The organism is Kitasatospora sp. NPDC004614 (assembly GCF_042873675.1).
Classification (GTDB): Bacteria; Actinomycetota; Actinomycetes; order Streptomycetales; family Streptomycetaceae; genus Kitasatospora.
Genome location: NZ_JBIALR010000009.1, coordinates 123,096 through 141,950, shown reverse-complemented (window position 1 = coordinate 141,950; position 18,855 = coordinate 123,096). Strand labels below are relative to the sequence as shown.

19 protein-coding genes are annotated in these 18,855 nt (G+C 73.3%); 9 read left to right on the top strand and 10 right to left on the bottom strand.

Annotation, left to right across the window (positions count from 1 at the left end; genetic code table 11):
- Positions 1-6: 6 nt before the first annotated feature.
- Positions 7-2,199 (bottom strand): MMPL family transporter, encoded by a 2,193-nt coding sequence (locus ACFYST_RS20425; protein ID WP_387864199.1) that lies wholly within the window; start codon positions 2,197-2,199, stop codon positions 7-9.
- A gap of 305 nt (positions 2,200-2,504) precedes the next feature.
- Here ACFYST_RS20425 and ACFYST_RS20420 point away from each other — a divergent pair, with 305 nt between their 5' ends.
- Positions 2,505-3,761 (top strand): sensor histidine kinase, encoded by a 1,257-nt coding sequence (locus ACFYST_RS20420; protein WP_387646908.1) that lies wholly within the window; start codon positions 2,505-2,507, stop codon positions 3,759-3,761.
- A complete protein-coding gene (locus ACFYST_RS20415) occupies positions 3,758-4,444 on the top strand; it encodes a response regulator (protein WP_387864196.1) in 687 nt (228 codons plus the stop codon). The genes ACFYST_RS20420 and ACFYST_RS20415 overlap by 4 nt, the downstream gene beginning before the upstream one ends.
- A gap of 35 nt (positions 4,445-4,479) precedes the next feature.
- Here the strand turns inward: ACFYST_RS20415 and ACFYST_RS20410 are convergent, their stop codons facing one another.
- On the bottom strand, positions 4,480-5,691 hold the full coding sequence (locus ACFYST_RS20410) for a GDSL-type esterase/lipase family protein (RefSeq protein WP_387864193.1): 1,212 nt from the start codon (positions 5,689-5,691) through the stop codon (positions 4,480-4,482).
- Positions 5,692-5,894: 203 nt separating this feature from the next.
- Between ACFYST_RS20410 and ACFYST_RS20405 the strand changes: the two genes are divergently transcribed.
- The gene (locus ACFYST_RS20405; RefSeq protein ID WP_387864191.1) at positions 5,895-7,136 is read left to right on the top strand and encodes a benzoate/H(+) symporter BenE family transporter; all 1,242 of its coding nucleotides are present in this window, start codon (positions 5,895-5,897) and stop codon (positions 7,134-7,136) included.
- Between the two features lie 46 nt (positions 7,137-7,182).
- On the opposite strand, the gene ACFYST_RS20400 is transcribed toward ACFYST_RS20405, so the two are convergent.
- The 5 genes from ACFYST_RS20400 to ACFYST_RS20380 all read right to left on the bottom strand — a co-directional run bounded on the left by ACFYST_RS20400 (position 7,183) and on the right by ACFYST_RS20380 (position 11,939).
- Positions 7,183-8,034: an alpha/beta fold hydrolase gene (locus tag ACFYST_RS20400; protein ID WP_387646899.1), complete on the bottom strand. Its 852-nt coding sequence runs from the start codon at positions 8,032-8,034 to the stop codon at positions 7,183-7,185.
- Positions 8,035-8,339: 305 nt separating this feature from the next.
- Positions 8,340-9,416, bottom strand: a complete 1,077-nt coding sequence (locus tag ACFYST_RS20395; protein WP_387864189.1) for an alpha/beta hydrolase — start codon at positions 9,414-9,416, stop codon at positions 8,340-8,342.
- 222 nt (positions 9,417-9,638) lie between these two features.
- Positions 9,639-10,610 (bottom strand): alpha/beta hydrolase, encoded by a 972-nt coding sequence (locus ACFYST_RS20390; protein WP_387864186.1) that lies wholly within the window; start codon positions 10,608-10,610, stop codon positions 9,639-9,641.
- Positions 10,611-10,941: 331 nt separating this feature from the next.
- On the bottom strand, positions 10,942-11,268 hold the full coding sequence (locus ACFYST_RS20385; RefSeq protein WP_387646892.1) for a hypothetical protein: 327 nt from the start codon (positions 11,266-11,268) through the stop codon (positions 10,942-10,944).
- 86 nt (positions 11,269-11,354) lie between these two features.
- Complete coding sequence (locus tag ACFYST_RS20380) at positions 11,355-11,939, bottom strand: peroxiredoxin-like family protein (RefSeq protein WP_387864183.1); 585 nt, start codon at positions 11,937-11,939, stop codon at positions 11,355-11,357.
- Between the two features lie 66 nt (positions 11,940-12,005).
- On the opposite strand from ACFYST_RS20380, the gene ACFYST_RS20375 reads away from it, so the two are divergent.
- Complete coding sequence (locus ACFYST_RS20375; protein ID WP_387864181.1) at positions 12,006-12,605, top strand: TetR/AcrR family transcriptional regulator; 600 nt, start codon at positions 12,006-12,008, stop codon at positions 12,603-12,605.
- A 3-nt stretch (positions 12,606-12,608) separates the two neighbouring features.
- Here ACFYST_RS20375 and ACFYST_RS20370 read toward each other — a convergent pair whose 3' ends face one another.
- Positions 12,609-13,028 (bottom strand): restriction endonuclease, encoded by a 420-nt coding sequence (locus ACFYST_RS20370; protein ID WP_387864179.1) that lies wholly within the window; start codon positions 13,026-13,028, stop codon positions 12,609-12,611.
- A gap of 270 nt (positions 13,029-13,298) precedes the next feature.
- Entirely contained in the window at positions 13,299-13,949 is a 651-nt protein-coding gene (locus ACFYST_RS20365; protein WP_387646880.1) for a MerR family transcriptional regulator, read from the bottom strand.
- Between the two features lie 92 nt (positions 13,950-14,041).
- On the opposite strand from ACFYST_RS20365, the gene ACFYST_RS20360 reads away from it, so the two are divergent.
- The 3 genes from ACFYST_RS20360 to ACFYST_RS20350 all read left to right on the top strand — a co-directional run bounded on the left by ACFYST_RS20360 (position 14,042) and on the right by ACFYST_RS20350 (position 15,921).
- Entirely contained in the window at positions 14,042-14,605 is a 564-nt protein-coding gene (locus tag ACFYST_RS20360; protein WP_387864176.1) for a DUF4188 domain-containing protein, read from the top strand.
- A gap of 126 nt (positions 14,606-14,731) precedes the next feature.
- Positions 14,732-15,211, top strand: a complete 480-nt coding sequence (locus ACFYST_RS20355; RefSeq protein ID WP_387864173.1) for a hypothetical protein — start codon at positions 14,732-14,734, stop codon at positions 15,209-15,211.
- Between the two features lie 188 nt (positions 15,212-15,399).
- Entirely contained in the window at positions 15,400-15,921 is a 522-nt protein-coding gene (locus ACFYST_RS20350) for a cysteine/serine endopeptidase inhibitor (RefSeq protein WP_387646872.1), read from the top strand.
- A gap of 86 nt (positions 15,922-16,007) precedes the next feature.
- Here ACFYST_RS20350 and ACFYST_RS20345 read toward each other — a convergent pair whose 3' ends face one another.
- On the bottom strand, positions 16,008-16,778 hold the full coding sequence (locus ACFYST_RS20345; protein ID WP_387864396.1) for a hypothetical protein: 771 nt from the start codon (positions 16,776-16,778) through the stop codon (positions 16,008-16,010).
- 367 nt (positions 16,779-17,145) lie between these two features.
- Between ACFYST_RS20345 and ACFYST_RS20340 the strand changes: the two genes are divergently transcribed.
- Together ACFYST_RS20340 and ACFYST_RS20335 are read left to right on the top strand one after the other, a co-directional pair.
- Positions 17,146-17,913, top strand: coding sequence for a PE-PGRS family protein (locus ACFYST_RS20340; RefSeq protein WP_387864171.1), 768 nt, complete (start codon positions 17,146-17,148; stop codon positions 17,911-17,913).
- A gap of 139 nt (positions 17,914-18,052) precedes the next feature.
- Positions 18,053-18,676, top strand: coding sequence for a sigma-70 family RNA polymerase sigma factor (locus ACFYST_RS20335; protein ID WP_387646868.1), 624 nt, complete (start codon positions 18,053-18,055; stop codon positions 18,674-18,676).
- Positions 18,677-18,855: the final 179 nt, after the last annotated feature.

The following is an 18,855-nucleotide window of genomic DNA, read 5'->3' as shown; positions in this document are numbered from 1 at the left end:
GGTGGTTCAACTGGCGCTCCGCTCGAAGGAGTTGACGGGCTCCGGGGCGGAGTGGGTGGCGCGGGCGGTGGGGCGCAGGGGCCACCAGAGGGCGCGGCCGAGGAGGGCGGCGAGGGCGGGGACGAGAACCAGGGAGAGGACGGCGGCGGAGAGCAGGATGCCGAGGGTGAGGGCGAAGGCGATCTGTTCGGTGCCGGGGGTCGCGGCGAGGGTGGCGAAGGAACCGGCCAGCACCAGGCCGGCGGTGGCGATGGTGGGGGCGGTGTGGCGGACGGCGCGGGCGACGGCGGCGCGGGCGGGGCCGGGGTGGCGCATCTCCTCGCGGATCCGGTCGGTGATCAGGATGTTGTAGTCGGTGCCGAGCGCCACCACGAACAGGAACAGCACCAGCGGCAGGGTGAAAGCGACACCGGGTTCGGACCGCAGGTGCTGGAAGACCAGGGTGGACGCGCCCAGCGTGGCGGTGAAGCCTGCGCCGACGGCGAGCATCAGCGCCAGCGGGGCCAGCAGGCTGCGCAGGAGCAGCAGCAGGATGACGGCGATGAGCGCCGCCGCGACCGGGAAGACCAGCTTCAGGTCGTGGTCGATGGCGGTGGAGATGTCCGCGAAGATTGCCGCCGTACCGCCGACGTGGGCGCTCGTTCCGGCGGGGGTGTGCGCGGCGACGGCGGCGCGGACGGGGCCGGAGACCAGGTCGCGGGCCTGCTGGCTCTGCGGGTCGGCGGTCGGGTAGAGGTCGATGCGGGCGGCCCGGCCGTCGGGGCTGAGGGCCGTCCGGCCGACCTGGCCGATGCCGTCCACCCGGGCCAGCTCCTTGGCCAGACCGTCCAGTTGAGCCACCGCGACGGGGCCGCCGTTGTTCGCCGTGACGTACACCGTGGTCGGGTCGGAGACGCCCGCCGGCAGCGCCCGGGAGATCTCGGCAGCGGTGGCGGTCGCCGGGGTGCCCGAGGAGGCGGGCGGGCTGTAGTTCATCCGGATGCCCACCATGCCGGCGGTCAGCGCGCCCAGCAGCGCGACGGACGCCAGCAGCAGGGCCGCCGGACGCCGGGCGACCAGCTCGCCGAACCGGCCCGCGAAACCCTCCCGGGCCGGGCGGCGCAGTGCGCGGGACGGCCAGAACATCCCCCGGCCGCAGGCGGCGAGCAGTGCGGGCATCAGGGTGAGGCTGGCCAGCAGCATGACCAGCACGGCGACCGCGACGGCCGGACCGAGCGAACGGAAATCGCCGAAGCTCGCCACACCCAGAGTGGCGAACGCCGCCACGATGGTCAGCGCGGCGGAGGTGATCGCCGTGCCGACCCGGCCCGCGACCTCGGCCGCCGCCTCCCGGGCGGGCTGCTCGGGCCGGGCGCGCAGCTGCTCGCGGAACCGGAACAGCAGGAACAGCAGGTAGTCGACGCCGATGCCGAGCAGCACCACCGTGATCAGACTCGACGTGGACGGGGACAGCTTCAGCCCGGTGAGCGCCGCCGCCCCGGCCACCGCCCCGCTCGCCGCGCCGCCGACGATCGCGACCGCCAGCAGCGGCAGCAGGGCCGCCAGCACGCTGCGGAACACCAGTACGTTGAGCAGCACGATCAGCCCGGCCAACAGCGCGCTGCCGATCGCGGCGGCGGTCCGGTCCCTGTCGGCGGAGTCCGCCGAGTCGGCCAGGCCGCCGGTGAAGCCGGTGCGCATGCCGGCCTCGGCGAAGCGCTCGCGAGTATCGTCGCGGAAGGTCCGGTAGACGCTCTGCACACCCTCGTTCGAGGAGTCGCCGGTCAGTTCGACGGCGAGCAGTTCGAAGCTGCGGTCGGGGGCGAGCATCGCCGGGGCGACCTTCGGGGTCTGCGAGTGGTCGGGCACCAGGAAGGCCGGATCGTCCTTCTTGCGCGGCATCACGACGCGGTGCTTGCCGAGCCGGTCCGCCTCGGCCTCGATCCGCTTCTGGTCGTCGTCGGTGAGCGCCCGGCCGTCGGTGCGGGCGACCAGGACGGTGACGACGGTGGCGGCCGGGTCCAGCCCGAAGTGGTCCTCGGCGATCCGCAGTGCGGCGGCCGAGTCGTAGCTGCGGGGCAGGAAATCGCCGGACTGCGACTGGGTGACCTTGTCGAACAGCATCGGGCCGAGACCTGTCAGTGCGATCCCCAGCACCGCCCAGACGGCGATGACCTTCCAGGCGTTTCTGGTGGCGAATCCGGTCAGTGCGCGGATCACGAAACCCTCCCGTTGATGGACGCGCACGCCGCCCCTGAAATCGGAGATCGGTGGGTGTGAACGTCGGTGTTTTCGCCGGGACTTTCCGGCCTGATCACAGCTCATCAGCCGATTCGGGCCCGGGCGTCGGGTCGGCGGACGATCCGGGGCGGGGCCCGCGCTCCCGCCGCCCGGCAGCGCCTGGGACCGTGCTCCCAGCGAGAGCCGCCGCAGGGGCCCATGTCCGGCCCGTCCGGCCGGTGCGAGAATGGGGCATCAGCGCAGATCAGCGACCCGGGGCCGACCGGGCACCGGGGAGTTGGGACATGACGGGGACGGTGGGTCCGGAGACGGCGGGCCCAGCAGCTTCGGGGACGGCGGGCTCAGCAGCTTCGGGGACGGCGGGCGCGCTGTCGCGTCGTCGGTCGGAGGGGCTGCCGTGGAGCCAGACCGATGCGCTGGTGGCCGTCGGCGCGAGCCTGCTGGACGTGCTCGGCTACCTGCTGTTCGCCGCAGCCGTAGGCGGCGTCGGCGTGCCCGGCTTCCTGCTCGCCCTGTGTTCCGGGATGCCGCTGCTGGCGCGCCGCACCCACCCGGTGCCGATGTACGCCGGCGTGCTGCTGCTCCAGGCGGCCACCAACCTGGCCGAGCCGGTCGGCATCCACTTCGGTGCCGTCCTGACAGTGGCGCTGTACACGCTCGCCCGCCACGCCCGGCTCCGGGTGACCGCCGCGGCCGTCGCCGTCACCTCGCTGATGACGGTGCTGACCCAGAGCCACTTCCGGGCGCCCAGTTGGGATGCCCTGGTCTCCGCACCGGCCTCCTGCGTGCTGGTGGCGGGCGCGGCCCTGGTGGTCGCCCGCTGGCAGCGCGAGGTGGCCGCCAACCGCCGGCTGCTGGCCGACCGGGCGGTGGCCGAGGAACGCCGGCGCATCGCCCGGGAGCTGCACGACATCGTGGCCCACCACATCACCACCATGCAGCTGATGGCCGGCGGCGCCCGGGCCAACCTCGCCGACCCCGAGGTGGTCCGGGACGCCCTGATCACGCTGGAGTCCTCCGGCCGGCTCGCGCTGCGCGAGATGCGCCAGCTGCTGGACGTCCTGCGGGCCGGCGACGAACCCGACGCCGCGCCGCCCGCCCCGCAACCCGGCACCGACGACCTCGAACGACTCGTGGACGACTCCCGCCTGGCCGGCCTGCCCACCGAACTGACCGTCCACGGCGCCCCGCGCCCGCTGCCGCCGAGCCTCGGCCTGACCGTCTACCGGATCGTCCAGGAGGCCCTGACCAACACCCGCAAGTACGCCGGCCCGCAGGCCCGCGCGACCGTCCGCCTGACGTACCGCCCGGACGCCGTGGTGGTCCTGGTGCGCGACGACGGTGTGGGTGCCGGCGGGGGAGCGGGTGGCGAGGGCGGCGGCCACGGCCTGATCGGCATGCGTGAGCGCGTCGCCCTGCACGGCGGCAGCCTCAGCTGCGGCCCGCACCCCGGCGGCGGCTTCGCCGTCCTGGCCGAACTGCCCCTGACCGCCGACGAGACCGCCGGGGCCGAACCCCGGCACGGAGAGGTACCCGCATGAACGCCGACGCCCCCGCGATCCGCGTCCTGGTCGCCGACGACCAGCCCCTGGTCCGTCGCGGACTGACGCTGATCCTCTCCCCGAACCCGTCCTTCGAGGTGGTCGGCGAGGCCGAGAACGGCGAACAGGCCGTCGCCCTCGCCCAGCGCCTGCGTCCCGACGTGGTGGTGATGGACCTGCGGATGCCCGTCCTCGACGGCGTCGCCGCCACCGAACAGCTCGCCGGCCTCCTCCCCGAGTGCCGGGTGCTCGCGCTCTCCACCTTCGACCTCGACGAGTACGTGGTCGCCGCGCTGCGGGCCGGCGCCCACGGCTTCCTGCCCAAGGACGTCTCCCCGGAGGACCTCGCCACCGCGATCCGCACCGTCCACGCCGGCGACGCCGTGGTGGCGCCCCGCCTGCTCACCCGCCTGATCGCCACCCACGTCCGGTCCCCGCAGCCCGCCCCGCCGACCGCCGCCGCCGCCTCGGTGGCCGACGACATCACGCCGCGCGAACGCGAGGTCTGGCGGCTGATGGCCACCGGGCTGGACAACAACGCGATCGCGGACGCGATGGAGATCAGCCCGTCCACGGTGAAGAACCACATCACCGGCCTGTTCGCCAAGCTCGACGTGCGCGACCGGGCACAGGCCGTCATCGCCGCCTACGAATCCGGGCTGATCACGCCGCAGCGACCCTGAGCGACCTGGACGGGCCGCTGCTTCCTGGTGGTGCGTCAAGTCGCGTGAATGGCAGTGGTGTTGAAGGGCCGATTGGGGCCGAAGGCGTGGCGGGCGAAGTGTTCGCCGATTCGGCGGTGGGCGGCCGCGTCCGGGTGGAGGCCGTCGGGGAGCGGGAGTTCGGCGTACTCGTGTTCGCCGTACAGCCGGCGGCCGTCGAGGTAGTGCAGGTGCGGGTCGTCGAGCGCGCGCAGGCCGACGATCCGGGCCAGTTCCTCGCGGATGACGGTCAGTGTCAGGCGGCCGGCGGCGCGTTCGGCCGGGTTGCCGGTGGCGCGGAAGCGGAGCGTTCCGGCGGTGAAATCCGGCATCAAGGGGCCCGGGGTGTCCTCGTGCAGCGGGCACAGTAGCGGGGAGACCAGCAGCAGCGGGGTGTGCGGGTGCCCTTCGCGGATCGTGTCCAGGAAGCCGTGCACCGCAGGGCCGAACGCGCGCAGGCGCATCGCGTCGCTGTTCACCACGTTGATGCCGACCTTCAGGCTGATCAGGTCGGCCCGCGCGTCCCGGATCGCCCGGGCCGTGAACGGGTCGAGCAGCGCGCTGCCCCCGAACCCCAGGTTGACCAGCTCCACGCCGCCGCGCGCCGCCGCGATCGCCGGCCAAGTCCCGGTCGGGTGGGCCGCGTTGGAGCCGTGGCTGATCGAACTGCCGTGGTGCAGCCAGATCTTGCGCCCACGCTCCGGGAGCGGCTCGACCGGCGCGTCGGTGCGCAGTGCGACCAGCTCGGTGACCTCGGTGTGCGGCAGCCAGATCTCCACGTCCTTCGCCCGCCCCGGCAGGCCCGTGAACCGGGCCGCGCCGATCGGGCCCTCGGTGAGTTCGGCTTCCTGCGTCAGCAGATCCGTGACGGTGCGCAGATTGCCGCCCGCGACCGTGGCCTGAGCGGTCAGCCGCCCGTCGATCAGCAGGTCGTACACCCCGGCGGCGGGCGGCGGGAACCCCCGGTAGGCGCGCCTGGTCGGCAGCGTGTCCAGCTCGATCCGGGTGGCCGCCGTCCGGAACACCACCCGCACCCCCGACGGCTGCGCCTCCGCGACGGCCAACTGCCGGTCCGGCACCTGCCGCCGCGCCCGGCTCGGCAGCCGGTGCGGCAGCATGCCGTGCGGGGTGATCTCGAAGTCGAGGTGGCCGCGCAGGAGTTGGGGGGTGATGGGGGTGGTGATCCAGTCCGGTGCTTCGGTGCTCGGTGCTTCAGCCTTGGGTGCCATAGCCTCTCCCTCGATCGCCTATGCGCATCATGCTGGTTCCTAAGTGACTTAGGCAAATATGGTGGTGATGATGGCGTGGCGTGAAGTGTCTTTGGTGTCGGCGGTGGGCCGGAGCGGCGAGGTGGAACGGGGTGCGGTGCCAGGAGTCGCAGAGCAGCTGACCCGTTGTCGGCCCCTGGCCGGTGGATCGGGATACTGCCGGAATGACAGACGATCTGACGGTCCGACCGGAGAGCGGTGCGGGTGAGGGCGAGCGGCGGCGGAGTCTGCGGCGGGACGTGTCCGGGCCCGCGTTGCTGGCCGGGCTGGTGTGTGTCGCGGTGTCGTTCTCCGGGCCGTTGGTGGTGGTGCTGGCGGCCGCCGCGGCCGGGCGGTTGGATGCCGCGCACACCGCGTCGTGGATCTGGGCGGTGGCGATCGGCAGCGGGATCAGCGGGTTCGCGCTCAGCTGGTGGACCCGGACGCCGGTGGTGACCGCGTGGTCGACTCCCGGGGCGGCGCTGCTGGTGACGAGTCTCGGCCACTACCCGTACCGGGAGGCGGTCGGCGCGTTCCTGGTGAGTGCCGTCGCGGTCACGCTGTTCGGTGTCACCGGCTGGTTCGGACGCCTGATCGCCGCCGTGCCCGAGGGGATCGTGCACGCGATGCTGGCCGGCATCCTGTTCTCGTTCGGCGCCGGGATCTTCGGGGCGGTGCACGGTGCGCCTGTGCTGGTGCTCGGGAGCTTCGTCGCGTTCCTGTTCGCGAAGCGGCTCGCTCCGCGGTACGCCGTGGTGATCGCCCTGGTGGTCGGCGGGGTGCTGGCCGCGCTGACGGTCGGACTGCGGCTGCACCCCGGCTCGGGTGGGCCGACCGTGCCGGTGCTCACCGCCCCCGCGTTCTCCTGGCCCGTGCTGGTCGGCCTGGCGCTGCCGCTCACCATCGTCTCGCTCGCCTCGCAGAACGCGCCCGGGCTGGGCGTGATGCGAGCGTTCGGCTACCGTCCGGACGACCGTCTGCTGATCGGCGTGACCGGCGGGGCATCCGTCCTGCTGGCGCCGTTCGGCTCGCCCGGCGTCAACCTGGCCGCCATCACCGCCGCGATCTGCTCCGGTCCCGAGGCGCATCCCGACCCGCGGCGCCGCTACGTCGCCGGCATGTCGTCCGGTGCGCTGTACGTGCTCGTCGGGAGCTTCAGTGGCGTGCTGGTCGGCCTGTTCACCGGCCTGCCACGGGAGTTGATCGCCGTGATCGCCGGCGTCGCGCTGCTCGCCTCGCTGCAGAACAGTCTCGCCGCCGCGCTCGCCCCCGAACCCGGCCGCGACGCCGCCGTGGTGACGCTGCTCGCCGCCGCCTCCGGCACGACGCTGTTCGGCATCGGCTCCGCGTTCTGGGGCCTGGTGTTCGGCCTCGCCACGCATGCGGTCACGTCCGGACGGCTGCCGCGGTTGGGCCTGGGTCGCTGACGAGCCCCACTGCCGGCGACAGTGGGGCTGTCGGTGGGCCGGTGGTTCAGCGGGTGTCGCGGGCCGCGCGGACGATGAGGTCGGTGACCTCGGCCGGGTGGGAGACGGCGACCGCGTGGGAGGCCTTGTCGATGGTGACGGTGTAGGCGTGGGCGCGCTCGGCCATCCACTTCTCGGCCTTCGGCGGGATGTTGTGGTCCTGGCCGACGGTCATGGCGTAGGAGGGGATGTCCTTCCAGGCCGCCTTCGAGGCCTTCTCGTCCAGGGCGAGGGTGGTGACCGGCCGCTGGGAGGCCGCCATGATCGCGGCGGTGGGAGCGGGGACGTCGGCGGCGAACTGCTGGTGGAACAGCTCCTGCTTGATGGTCAGTTCGGTGCCGGTGCTGCCGTCGGGCATGGGGATGGAGGTGGGGCTGACGGCGTCGCCCAGGGTGCTGCCCGGGTACTTGGCGGCCAGGTCGCTGGCGCTCTCGCCGACGTTCGGGATGAACGCGGCGATGTAGACCAGCGCCTTCACGTCGGGGTCGCCGGCGGCGGCCTGGGTGATCACCGAGCCGCCGTAGGAGTGGCCGACCAGGACGATGGGCCCGTGCACGCTGTCCAGGACGCTGCGGATGTAGGCGGCGTCGCTGGTCACGCCGCGCAGCGGGTTGGCCGCGGCGATGACCGGGTAGCCGTCGTTCTTCAGACGCTTGACGACGCCGGACCAGCTGGAGGCGTCGGCGAACGCGCCGTGGACGAGCACGACGGTGGGCTTGGCCTGGCTCGTCACGTCCTTCTGCGGGGCGGCGCTGCTGGTCACCGTGGTGGCGGCCAGCAGGGAGCCGGCCACGGCGGTGGCGGCGGCCACGGTGGTGGCGGCCTTGACGGCTGAACGGGTGCGGGAGGAACGGGACATGACGGTCTCCTTGTAAGCGGTCGCCGGTGACACGGTCCGGCAGGAAGACGCGGGTGTGCCGCGCTACGGACCGTTCTGAGTGGCGACGGCGGTTGAACGGCCGCACCGATGACGGCGGGCGGCCGGTTGAGCCGGACAGGTCGGCCGGAAGGGCTGCGCGGTGCGCGGCGTCCGGCCTTGGGGGGTGCAGGGCATCCCAGGGCGGCCCGGGGGGAGCCGGGCCGCCCTGGAGCAGGGGCCCCGGGGGGAGCCGGGCCGCCCTGGAGCAGGGGCCCGGGGGGAGCCGGGCCGCCCTGGAGCAGGGGTCAGGACCCGTTGTGCAGGCCCGCGTAGAGGAAGCGGTTGGCCTGGTCGACGGCCGCCTTCGCGGCGTTGGTGTTGGCGAGGGCGTCGAGCATGGCGAAGTCGTGGATGATGCCGTTGTAGCGGACGGAGGTGGTGTCGTTGCCTGCGGCGCGGAGCTTCGCGGCGTACGCCTCGCCCTCGTCGCGCAGCACGTCGGCCTCGTCGGTGATGACCAGGGCCTTGGGCAGCCCGGCGAGCTGGTTGAGGTTCGCGCGCAGCGGGGAGGCGGTGATCTGCTCGCGGTCCTTGGCGTTCGGGGCGTAGGCGTCCCAGAACCACTTCATGGCCTTGCGGGTCAGCCAGGGGCCGTCGGCGAACTCCCGGTAGGAGGGGGTTTCGAAGTTGGCGTCCGTGACGGGGTAGAACAGCACCTGCTCGCGCAGGGCGGGGCCGCCGCGCTGCTTGGCCATGAGCGTGACGGCGGCCGTCATGTTGCCGCCGACGCTGTCGCCGGCGACGGCGATCCGGGAGCCGTCGACGTTGATCTCGTCACCGTGCTCGGCGACCCACTTGGTGGCCGCGTACGACTGCTCGTTGGCGATCGGGTAGCGGGCCTCGGGCGCGGGCGTGTAGTCGACGAAGATGACCGCGGCCTGGGCGCCGTTGGCGATCTGCCGCACCAGCCGGTCGTGGGTGTTCTCGTTGCCGAGGACCCAGCCGCCGCCGTGGAAGTACATGACGGCCGGGAGCTTGCCCGTCACGCCGGCGGGGCGGACGATCCGGATGTTCACCTCACCGGTGGGTCCCACCTTGAGCGTGCGGTGGCTGACCTCGGCCGGCAGCTTGTCGACGGGACCGCTCTGCGCGCCGTCGAGCGCCTTGCGGGCGTCCTCGTAGGACAGCGTGTAGATCGGCGGGTTGTTCGCCGCCGCGTCGGCGAACGCCTGGGCGTCCTTCTCCAGAACCGGCCCGGACGCCTTGGCGGGCGACTTGGCCGGAGCGGCCGAGGCGTTGGCGGCGATCGTGGCGCCGGCGACGAGGGTGACGGCCGCGACGACGGCGACCTTGCGGTTGATGCGGAAGGGGATGGTGCGCATGGGGAAACTCCTGGTCCGGTGGCGAACAGTGAGCGCCACCGGATCGTCAAGGTGGGGTGAGACCGGATCTACGAGGTGAGACCGGAGGTAACTTGCGGGCGCTGCTTGTGGGTTGAGCGGGCTCGGCGAGTGCGTCGAGCGGGCTCGGCAAGTGGGTTGAGCGTGCTCGGCGAGTGGGTCGAGCGTGCTCAGGCGGTGCCGAAGGCAGTGCTCAGGCGTTGCTCAGGCGTTGCCGAAGGCGGTGCGCAGAATGGCGATGGCCTGGCTGATGGCGCCTTCCGCGGCATGGGTCCCGCGCAGGGCGTTGAGCATCACGAAGTCGTGGATGACGGCCTGGTAGCGGACGGCGGTGACGGGGACGCCGGCCTGGCGCAGCTTGTTCGCGTAGGCCTCGCCCTCGTCGCGCAGGACGTCGGCCTCGCCGGTGATGACCAGGGCCGGGGGCAGGCCGGTGAGCTGCTCGACGGTGGCGCGCAGCGGGGAGGCGGTGATCTCGGCGCGCTGCTGCTCGTCGGTCGTGTACTGGTCCCAGAACCACTGCATGGCGTCGCGGCGCAGGAAGTAGCCGGTGGCGAACTGGTGGTACGACGGGGTGTCGAAGGACGCGTCGGTCACCGGGTAGAACAGCACCTGCTGCACCAGGCGGACGTCGCCGCGCTCCTTGGCCATCAGGGTCAGCGCGGCGGACATGTTGCCGCCGACACTGTCGCCGGCCACCGCGAGGCGGGTGGCGTCCAGGCCCTCGCCCGCGCCCTCGGCGACGATCCAGCGGGCGACGGCGTAGTTCTGCTCGATGGCGACCGGGTAGCGGGCCTCGGGGGAGAGGTCGTACTCGGGGAAGACGACGGCCGCGCCCGCGCCGACGGCCAGTTCGCGCACCAGGCGGTCGTGGGTGTGCGCGTTGCCGAACACCCAGCCAGCGCCGTGGATGTAGAGGATCACCGGCAGCGTGCCGGTGGACCCGGCCGGGCGGACGATCCGCGCCCGCACCGAGCCGGTCGGCCCGCCGGGAACGGTGATCCACTCCTCGTCGATCGCCGGCAGCTCGACCTCACCGGACTGAACCTCGTCGACGGCCTTGCGGCCCTCCTCCGGACCCAGGTCGAACAGGTACGGCGGGTTGGCGGTGGCCTCGGCGAAGTCCCGGGCCTGCGGCTCGAGGAACGGGCTGGGGGTGGACTGCGAGTGGGACATGGTGAAGGGCGGCCTCTCGGTGGTCGAAGGGGGGTAAGCCCCAGGTTAGGAACCCGGGTCCGCCCCGCTTGTACGCGCAGCGCACTCGTTCCGGCCGGTCCGCGTACTCGTCGCCGGCATCCGTTGGGGCGTCGACTCGGCGATCACCGAAGGTAGGGAAAGCCCAGGGTCAACAGGGGTAGAGGTGGTGCCAGGGCATGCCGACCTCGATCGCGGTCGCCACCCGTACGCACGGTGCGGCCGGCGCCGCCGCCAGGCAGCTCACGCAGACCGCCCGGGCCCACCCGTTGCGGTTGGCCCGGGACCGGGCTGGTTGGCCCGGGACCGGGCTTCAGCGGTCGGCGGCCCCTTTGTGCCGCTTCCCGTGCTTGTCGGCGGGTTCGGCCTGGTCGCTCGGCCAGTCGTGCGTGACGGTCGGCGGACGTCCCTCCGCGCGGTAGTTCTCGCGGGGCCGCCGGTGCAGCACGCCGACGGGTTCGGCCTGGTCGCTCGGCCAATCGTGCCCGACGGTCGGCGGACGGCCCTCGGCGCGGTGGTCCTCGCGCTGCTCCTCGGGCGCGTCGGTGCGGGCCTTCGCCCGGCGCTCTTCGCGGAGCGCCTCGCGGTCCTGTTCGGGCGTGGGTACGCCGCCCGCGCCGCCCTGCGGCATCTCGTCCATGGCGCCGGCTCCCTTCCTCGCCGTCGGAGCCGTCCGACGGAGTCACTTCGCGGGTGCCCGGCCGGGCGGAGTCCAATCCTGTGTTCTCAGTTCGGCTGGTGCAGCGGCGCTCCGCGGTGCGTCGCGGCCAGCGCGAGCACCTGGTCGACCGTCCAGTGGTTGGCCGCGTGGGTGCCGTAGTGGGCGGCCAGGACCCGGCCGTCGGGGGCGAGCAGGAAATCGGCGGGCAGCCCGAGCCGGCCGCCGAGCGGACGGGCGGCGGGGAGCCGCTCGCGGCCGCGCAGGACCAGCGGGATGCCGACGAGCACGGCGCGCGCGATGGCGGGCCAGACCCGCGGGTCGAGCAGTGCGCGGGCGCCGCGCCCGACGCCGTACATGCGGTACAGGCGCTGCGAGGGGTCGGCGACCAGGGCGAACGGCAGGCCGTCGGCGTACGGCCGGAGTTCCTCGACGGGGGAGTGGAAGACGGCCGCCTCCCGGATCCCGGCCTCCTGCAACTCCCGGTGGCGGACGGCGAATTGGCGCAGGTGCAGGTTGCAGATCGGGCAGCCGGCGAAGCGGCGGAACTGGAGGTGGGTGACGCCGCCCGCGGGGACGGGCGGGAGGGGCGCGCCGGTGGTGTCGGTGGTGGGGACGGTCGGGGCGGCGGTGCCGATCCGGAGGCGGGACATCTGGGCTCCCTCGTAGGTGTAGACCGTACGCCTAAACTGTAGGCGTATGCCGTACGCTGTCAACCCGTGCCCCGTCCCCGCTCTCTCACCAACGACCAGATCGCCGCCGCCGCGCTCGCCGTGATCGACCGCGACGGCCTGCCCGCGCTCTCCATGCGCACCGTCGCCACCGAACTCGACCGCCGCACCATGGCGCTGTACCGCTACGTCGAGGACCGCGAGGAAGTGGAGTGCCTGGTGGTCGACCTGGCGCTCGGTGCCGTCCTCGACCGCGCCGCCGCCGAGCAGCCGACGCCGCGCGCGCGGGTGCTCGCACTGCTGGAGCTGATGCGCGAGGCGGTCGGCGCCCACCCGGGCGTCCTGCCGCTGGCCATCCGCCATCACCGCACCTGCCGGCCCGCGCTGCGCTGGCGCGAACGCCTGCTGGAGGCCCTCACCGATGCCGGCCTGGACGGCCCCGCCCGCGCGGCGGCCCTGCACGCGCTGGTCGCCTACACGATCGGCGCGCTCGAACTCGAACACCAGGGCGCGGCCCCCGGCCCCACCCCCGACGCCTTTCCGCTGCTCGCCGCCGCCCTCGCCACCCGCGACACCACTCCCGCCGGCCCCGCGTTCACCGCCGGGGCGCGGACCGTCCTGGACGGCCTCGGCCTCGGTCTCGGCTGACGGTTACGCGGCGATGTCCAGGATGTCGTAGAGGTGTTCCCCGGCGCCCCAGCGCTCCAGCGCGGCCCGGTCGACCAGGTGGATGCGCTGCTGGTGGGCGAACTTGCGGGCCGGGGCGGTGAATCCGGACAGGCCGACCACGATGGCGATCCTCGCCCGGTGGACGGGCCGGGCGGTGCCGTTGAAGGTCTGGAGCTCGGGGCTGCCGACGGGGCGGCGGTAGCGCTTGCACTGGACGACCACCTTCCGGCCGTCCTCGTCGTGCGCGATCACGTCGGCCCCGAGGTCGCCGGCGCCGCCGACCCGCAGCGCGCCGGAGAAGCCGTCCCGGTCGAGCAGCGCCCGGCACATCTCCTCGAAGCCGCGCGGCGAGGAGTTCGCGAAGTCGTCGAGGGTGAAGTCCGCCGTCCAACTCGCGGCCACCGCCGGGTGGTTCGGGACGGCGGGCAGCCAACCGGGCGCGTTGGCCCGGACGTAGAGGGTGGCGGTGACGGCGGCCAGCAGGGCGATCCCGCCGAGGCCGAGGCCGATGCCCAGGTGCAGCAGGTGCGCGGCGGCCCACCCCCAAGGCCGCCTTCAGCACCACGATGGCGGACGACTCCATACGTCTACCCGCCCCAGCGCAACGACCGCGAAGCGTAGCGCGGCAACGCGGCCATCGGGCACACCCGGTGAACCTTCTCGGTCACAGCACTAGAGGCCGTAGCGGCGGCCGGACTGTTCGGCCTGGGCGAGGCGGCGGAGGTTGAGGAGGACGGGTTCGAACAGGACGGCGGCGGCGACCGCGTACTCGGCCTGCTCCTGGGGGGTGGGGAGGACCTCCATGCGGTCGAGGTCGTAGATGGCGGCCTGTTCCATGTAGCGGGCGTACGGGAGCAGGTCGTCGGCGCTGAGGGGGTAGCCGAGGCGGCCGAGGGTGGCGAGGGCGGCGACCAGGGCCCGGTGGGCGGGGGAGAGGTCTCCCACCTCGCAGGGGGCGGACCAGCCGAGGCGGGTGAACAGGTCGTCAGCGAGCTTGCGGGCGGCGGCAGTTGGCTGGTCCTCGTCGGCCGCGAGGGTCGGCTCGGTGGGGTGGGGCAGCGTACTCAGGGCTGCACCGAGGCGGAGAGTGAGGCCGAGGGAGTCGTCGTCGACGTGCGCGAGCACCTCCCGGACGGTGGCGACCGGGATGCGGCCGACCTGGATCATCGCCCGCACCAGGCGGAGCCGTCGCAGGTGCGATTCGTCGTATTCGGCCTGGGTGGTGTTGATCAGGCGGCCGGGCGGGAGCAGGCCCTCGCGCAGGTAGTACTTGATGGTGGCGAGGGAGACACCGCTGCTTTCGCTGAGATCTGCCAGGCGCATCCTCTTGTGGCCTCCGTCGGCGAGTGTCACTATCCAAGGCATTGATGAGTGGGGCTATCCAATCACGGACGGTCCGACGACAGGGGGATGTCATGTTCGCCAAGCCGATACCGGGCCGAACCACCGCCGCCGCCGAAGGGAACGTTGTCCTCTTCCTGATCGGCATGCGGATCAACCACTTCTGGGCGCCGCACCACTGGCTGCCCGTGTTCCTCGCGATGCCGCGGATGCTGCGCGAACTCTCCCGCGACCCGCAGAGCGGACTGCTCGGCTACCAGCTGCTCACCGGCTCGCCGCGCACGTACTACGTGGTCCAGTACTGGGAGTCCGAGGAGAAACTGCTCAAGTACGCCGCCGCGCCGCAGCAGTTGCACCGCAAGGCCTGGGCGATGATCAACCGCTTCGAGCGCAAGTCCCGTCAGCACGTGGGGATTTGGCACGAGACGTACATCGTCCCGCCCGGCTCCTACGAGTCGATCTACGGCGACATGCCGCCGTACGGCCTCGGCGCCGCCACCGGCACCCTGCCGATCGAGTGCCGCGGCGCCACCGCGCGGGAGCGCTTCGCGCACGGTGCCAAGGGTGCGGAGGGTGCGGAGGGTGCGGAGGGCCTGGAGAGTGCGGAGGGTCGGGAGGGTCAGGAGGATGCTTCCTGACCTGGGGGTTGACCGAATGTGACCGGATGGCGGCGGATAGAGTCTGGCCCGGATCGGCGCCCGGTGTGGGCGTCGGTGAGGACTTGACCTGGCGAGGGCGTGTTGCAGGAGAACGGTGTCGGGGCGATGGATCCCGACCGGGGCGGGAAGCTGGCGGCGCGCTGGTGGAAGTGGGCGCTGTCGGCGCCGGAGGAGAGCTCGCCGGTCGCGGACCGGACCGGCGAGTTCGCCGGCTGGCAGCAGCCGTCGGACGTCTGGTTCCTGGCCGGGACGTACGGCGGCCGGGTGGTCCGGCGGTGCCAGATCCCCGCCGGGAAGCCGCTGTTCTTCCCCGTCCTGAACACCATCCGTCCGGCGTTCGGCTTCTCCGCGCGTCCGTGGCGGATGGAGGTGTCCCGGGCCGAGGCCGATCTGAACGGAATCCCGCTGCCGCTGCGGGAGTTCGCCTCCCGGCGGTTCATGGTGGGTATTTTCCCGCAGGTCGCGTGGGGCCTGTGGGGTGCGCTGGAGCCGCTCACGCCCGGGCAGTACGTGCTGGCGATCAACGGGACGGCCGGGGACTTCGAGGTGGACACCACCTACCACCTGGACGTGGTCGCGTCCTGACGTGATGCGTCCTGGGGTGGCGCGACAAAGTTTACCGAGTTGTGGCCATGACAACATGTCAAAAGTGTGGACCACGAACGGTAGCTTCCGTAGGTTCGGTGCCTTCCGGTGACAGTGCGATCGCCGAACTCCCATTCGGGTTCGGCGAGTTGCCACTGCCACGTCGAGTGCTGCGATGCGGAGGAAGCATGCGTGCCACCCGTAGGAACCTCAGGCTGCTGGCGGGCGCCCCGCTCGCCGCAGCCGCCCTGCTCGCGCTGACTGCCGGCCCCGCCGGCGCCGCGATACCGATCAACAAGCCGATGACCGGCATGGCCACCTACTTCACCGACACCGGCTACGGCGCCTGCGGCACCCAGATCAACGCCGGCACCCAGATGCTGGTCGCCGTCCCCGCCAGCTGGTGGACCACCGCGAACCCGAACAACGATCCGGTCTGCAAGGGCATTTCGGTGAAGGTGACGTACCAGGGCAAGACGCTGACCCTGCCGGTCAAGGACAAGTGCCCGTCCTGCGCCTCCACCCACCTGGACCTGAGCAAGCCGGCGTTCGCCCAGCTCGCCCCGCTCGACCAGGGCGTCATCAACGGGATCACCTGGCAGTTCGTGCAGACCACCCTCACCGGGCAGACCGTCGCGCTGAGCGCCCCGATCAGCGGTTCCGTCGGCGGGCAGGCCGCGCCGCAGGCCGCTCCGCTCACCGGCTTCTAGGCCCCGCTCGGCCGGTGTCCGCGTTCGCGTGCGGGCACCGGCCGGGGCGGTCCGTCAGCGCCGCCGGCCGTCAGCGCCGCCGACCGTCAGCGGCGCCGACGGTCGGCGGACGCCAGGGCGAGGACCGCCGCCACGATCACCACGGCCAGCACCAGGCTCACCGGGCCGGTGCCCAGGTCGAGGCCGCCGCGTTCCCGGCTGACGCCGGCCCAGTCGGCGAAGCACGCGCCGAGCGGGCGGGTGAGGACGTACGCCCACCAGAACGCGAGGACCGGCGGCAGCCGCAGCAGTCGGTGGCCCAGCGCGGGCACCGCGATCAGGGCGGCGAACAGCAGGCCGGACGGGAGGTACCCCCAGCCGAGGGTGGCGGCGGTCAGGTCGCCGACGGCGGTGCCCAGGGCGAAGGTCGCCATCACCGCCGTCCAGTAGAAGACCTCCCGGCGGCCGCCGCGCACCGTCTCCACCGCGAGCGTCCCCTCCGTGCGGCGCCACACCCAGAACACGGCGGCCAGCGCCAGCGTGAACGCGGCGGCCGAGACCGCGTACGGCACCCCCAGCGCCACGTGCGCCACGTCGGCGGCCATCGTGCCGAACACGCTGACCATCACCACGGCCGCCCAGTAGACCGCGGGCCGGTACCGGCCGGCCCGCGCCTGGGCGAAGAGCGCCGCCGCGAGCAGCACCGTGGCACCCGCCACCGCCGGAATCGGCCCGAGCGTGCGCGCCAAGTAGTCGGAGGTGGTCTCGCCCATCCCCGTGGTGAGCACCTTCACCACCCAGAAGCCGGCCGTCACCTGCGGCACCTTGCTCCACAGCGGAGCGGGGCGCTGCCCGTTCAGCCGGTCGGTCCCGGTCATCGTCGTCGTGGCGCCCACAGCGGCGGCACTCCTCTCGGTGGCGCGGCCCGGCCGCGCGGGGTCGTTGCGGTGGCCGGGCGGCAACAGGGTGGGCGGCAGGGCCGGCACCGGTGCGGCAACAGGGCCGGTCAGCAGCATGGCCGGGCGAAGCTGAAGGGAAGCTGAAGACCTCGCCGGTCTCCCGTCCGGTGGGTGGCGGGTCTCCCGTCCGGAGGGTGGCGCAAGGCCGTCGCAGACCAGTGGTCGGCGGGGAAGGCGGCCTGGTTCCCGGGGAGTTGGTGTGACGGTCGTCATAGTCGTGCGGGTGGGCGACAGGTGGGGGAGGGCGGGGTCCGGCAGGTGTGAAGGATGTGATGATGAGCCCGTCATGAAGGCTGGGCGAGTGGTACGGGCAGGCCGGGCTGCGGTGTTCGCGGCCGGATGCGTGCTGCTCGCTGCCGTCGCGCACGTGCTGATGTCCGGGCGGCCGGTGGCCGTCTGGGTACTGGCCGCCGCGTTCGGCGGCGTCGCTGGGCTGGGCTGGTTGACCGCCCGGAGGGAGCGCGGCCCGCTGCTGGTCACCGCGCTGACCGTCGGCGTCCAGGCCGCGCTGCACACGGCGTTCTCGTTCGGGCAGGCAACGGCGGCTCCGGCTGCCGCCCCTGCCGCGACGGACGGGCTCGCCGCGCGCTGGGCGCACCTGCTGCTGTGCAACGCCGGGCCGCTGACCGACGAACAGGCCGCCCGGTTGATCGAGGCCGCCGGTCTCGACCCGGGGACGGTGGCGGCGCTCACCGATCCACCCGGGATGGCAGGTGTGCCCGGGATGCCGGACATGCCCGGCATGGCGCACCACGCGATGGCGATGGCCGGGCCGCACGGTGGCGGGGGTGGCGGCATGCTCGCCGCGCACCTGTTGGCCGCGCTGCTGCTCGGTCTGTGGCTGGCCGCCGGCGAGCGCGCCGTGCACGGGCTGGCCCGGACGGTTGCCGCCCGGCTGTTCGCGCCCGTCCTGCTGCTGCTCGGCGCCGTTCGGCCCGCCTGGGTGCCGTTGCGCTCGCGCCGGTCCAGGGCCTCGGGGTGGCGGCCGCGGTCGCGGCTGCTCGTCCACTCCCTTGCCACGCGGGGACCGCCGGTGGTGACCGCCGTCGCCTGACGGCCACGTCACACCCCGGAGCCGCTCCGCCCCACCACCGCACGCCCCTGCTCGGGCACCGGTGCCGTCGGCGCGCGCCCCGGGCCGGCCTCGCGGCCCGATCCGGCCGCTCCCGTCTCCCGAGCAAGGACACCCGGAGATGATTTCCGCTCTTCCCGCGTCACGTTCCGTCACCGGCCGGACGCGTGCCGACGACCAGACCGTGACCGCCTGGGCGCTGGCCGCCCGCAGCGGCGACCCCGCCGCGGTCGAACGGTTCGTCCGCGCCACCCGCCCCGACGTCCGGCGGTTCGTCACCCACCTCAGCGGCGAACCCCAGGCCGCCGACGACCTCACCCAGGACACCTACCTGCGCGCGCTGCGCAGCCTGCCCAGCTTCGAGGGCCGCTCCTCGGCCCGGACCTGGCTGCTCTCCATCGCCCGCCGCACCGTCGTCGACCGGTTCCGGTTCGCCGCCCGCCGGCCGCGACTGCTCGACACCGACGACTGGCAGAGCGCCGCCGAACAGGTCCAGCCCCACCACCTGCCCGGCTTCGACGAGGGCATCGCGCTCGGCGAACTGCTCGACGCGCTGCCCGCCGAACGCCGCGACGCCTTCGTCCTCACCGCGCTGCTCGGCCTGCCCTACGAGGAGGTCGCCGAACTGACCGGCTGCCCGATCGGCACCGTCCGCTCCCGGGTCAATCGGGCCCGCGGGGTGCTGATCCGCAAGCTTGCGGACGCCGAACACGCCGACTCCCTGGCGGTCGGCTGCGCGGCCTGAACGGTTCCCCGCGAACGGGGGGCGCTCCGGCGTCCCCCCGGCGGGGGTGTGAACGGTGTCGCCGGTCCCGCGCAGCTCCGTGCGTCGAGCGGCGTCGGTGGCGGGGTGTGAACGGTTCCCGGGTCCACCCGATGGGGGCATCGGGCCGCGTGTCCCGGTGCTACCGGCGGGCGGAGTGC

Bases quoted from the DNA above. Each gene is read 5' to 3' on its own strand.
- ACFYST_RS20420 (WP_387646908.1), top strand. From the start codon at position 2,505: ATGACGGGGACGGTGGGTCCGGAGACGGCGGGCCCAGCAGCTTCGGGG.
- ACFYST_RS20415 (WP_387864196.1), top strand. From the start codon at position 3,758: ATGAACGCCGACGCCCCCGCGATCCGCGTCCTGGTCGCCGACGACCAG.
- ACFYST_RS20410 (WP_387864193.1), bottom strand. From the start codon at position 5,691: ATGGCACCCAAGGCTGAAGCACCGAGCACCGAAGCACCGGACTGGATC.
- ACFYST_RS20405 (WP_387864191.1), top strand. From the start codon at position 5,895: ATGACAGACGATCTGACGGTCCGACCGGAGAGCGGTGCGGGTGAGGGC.
- ACFYST_RS20400 (WP_387646899.1), bottom strand. From the start codon at position 8,034: ATGTCCCGTTCCTCCCGCACCCGTTCAGCCGTCAAGGCCGCCACCACC.
- ACFYST_RS20395 (WP_387864189.1), bottom strand. From the start codon at position 9,416: ATGCGCACCATCCCCTTCCGCATCAACCGCAAGGTCGCCGTCGTCGCG.
- ACFYST_RS20390 (WP_387864186.1), bottom strand. From the start codon at position 10,610: ATGTCCCACTCGCAGTCCACCCCCAGCCCGTTCCTCGAGCCGCAGGCC.
- ACFYST_RS20385 (WP_387646892.1), bottom strand. From the start codon at position 11,268: ATGGACGAGATGCCGCAGGGCGGCGCGGGCGGCGTACCCACGCCCGAA.
- ACFYST_RS20380 (WP_387864183.1), bottom strand. From the start codon at position 11,939: ATGTCCCGCCTCCGGATCGGCACCGCCGCCCCGACCGTCCCCACCACC.
- ACFYST_RS20365 (WP_387646880.1), bottom strand. From the start codon at position 13,949: ATGCGCCTGGCAGATCTCAGCGAAAGCAGCGGTGTCTCCCTCGCCACC.
- ACFYST_RS20360 (WP_387864176.1), top strand. From the start codon at position 14,042: ATGTTCGCCAAGCCGATACCGGGCCGAACCACCGCCGCCGCCGAAGGG.
- ACFYST_RS20355 (WP_387864173.1), top strand. From the start codon at position 14,732: ATGGATCCCGACCGGGGCGGGAAGCTGGCGGCGCGCTGGTGGAAGTGG.
- ACFYST_RS20350 (WP_387646872.1), top strand. From the start codon at position 15,400: ATGCGTGCCACCCGTAGGAACCTCAGGCTGCTGGCGGGCGCCCCGCTC.
- ACFYST_RS20345 (WP_387864396.1), bottom strand. From the start codon at position 16,778: ATGACCGGGACCGACCGGCTGAACGGGCAGCGCCCCGCTCCGCTGTGG.
- ACFYST_RS20340 (WP_387864171.1), top strand. From the start codon at position 17,146: ATGAAGGCTGGGCGAGTGGTACGGGCAGGCCGGGCTGCGGTGTTCGCG.
- ACFYST_RS20335 (WP_387646868.1), top strand. From the start codon at position 18,053: ATGATTTCCGCTCTTCCCGCGTCACGTTCCGTCACCGGCCGGACGCGT.